The sequence below is a fragment of the Caenibacillus caldisaponilyticus genome (genome assembly GCF_002003465.1).
In the GTDB taxonomy this organism is placed as follows: domain Bacteria; phylum Bacillota; class Bacilli; order Bacillales; family Sporolactobacillaceae; genus Caenibacillus; species Caenibacillus caldisaponilyticus.
The window spans coordinates 1-1217 of the sequence record NZ_BDDQ01000156.1 but is presented as its reverse complement, the minus strand read 5'-3'; the positions used below and the strand labels follow the sequence as shown (position 1 = coordinate 1217).

Here is a 1217-nt window from a genome sequence, read left to right as displayed (position 1 = left end):
GAGATGGTTTCTCCAGGTCCGACGATCCGTTGATCGCGAAAACAAAGAATCAAATCCAGGGACTGTCCCGGTTCCAAAGGAACAAAGGCACTTTCCGGTTCAAGAGGCGCTACGGCAAACTTCTCGTTATGTTCTTTGATCAACTCCGGAAGGACTTGGTTTGCCTCCTCCAGGGTCTGGATGCCGCGCAGGCGCAACTCGACAACCCAACGGTCCTGCAGGGTTTGAAAGAGGCGTTCGATCCGTCCTTTGGCCTGTGGGGTCATGGCTTTGATATGAGTGATCCCCAAATCCTTCAGGGCGCGGCCAAATTGCGACAAAGGCACGGATTCGCCCGCCAGTTCCTGCTCAATGGATCTTTTTTCATTCGGGGAACAGAAAATCATATGACGATCCGAATAGATGCTCATGGGAATGCCATACTGCTCGATCATTTGCCGGATCAGAAGGAAATAGCCCTCGGTATCTTCCTGGCGGCGGAAGACCGCGGCCAAGATTTTTCCCGTGGCATCGTCAATGGCCGCCAAAAGAGCCATGGGTTCCGCACGGTCTTCCAACCAACGATGGAAACTTCCGTCAATCTGGACCAACATGCCGGTTTGCGGTTTCCGATCTCTCGGGCGGTGAACCTTTGCCGGGCGCCGTTTCCGTTTGGGCGGGATGTTGGCTTGGCATCGGATTCGACGGACCGTAGAAGGGCTGACCCGGATTCCCTCCTGTTTGACCAATAATTCGGAGAAATGGACATCATTGCAGTGCCGATATTTTTCACTTTGGCGGAGATTCAGGATTTTTTGCCGGATGTCTTCGGATAAGGCATGTGCAGGTTTTCGCCCCCGGTTTTTGTGAATGACTCCGTTTTCATCCTCCTCAAGGACTCGTTTTTTGAGGCGATAAACCTGACGAAGACTTAGCGATAACAATTCGGCAGCTTGTTTTCCCGTGATATACCCTTCGATCCATTGACGAATGACTTTGTAACGCTTCAATTCTTTTTTGCTCAATGGAATTCGCTCCTGTCTCATACTGACATTTTCACTGAAGCGTTACAATATGACAATATCACAGACGAACAACATTCACCGCGAAAACCGGCGCCATTTTTCTTTAAATATGATAAAATACAAGGGATTGCATTCGATCAAATTCGCTAGGACACCAGACGGACTGACAAGGGTCGAGGCGCTTCGATCCGGTCAGGCTTTTAGGAGAAGTGA

At 50.2% G+C, this 1217-nt stretch carries 1 protein-coding gene; it reads right to left on the bottom strand.

Annotated elements, in window-relative coordinates; all coding sequences use genetic code 11:
* Window positions 1–1004: ISNCY family transposase (locus tag CCB157_RS16975; protein ID WP_143287140.1), on the bottom strand; the 1004-nt coding region annotated here is incomplete at its 3' end.
* Between the last annotated feature and the right edge of the window lie 213 nt (window positions 1005–1217).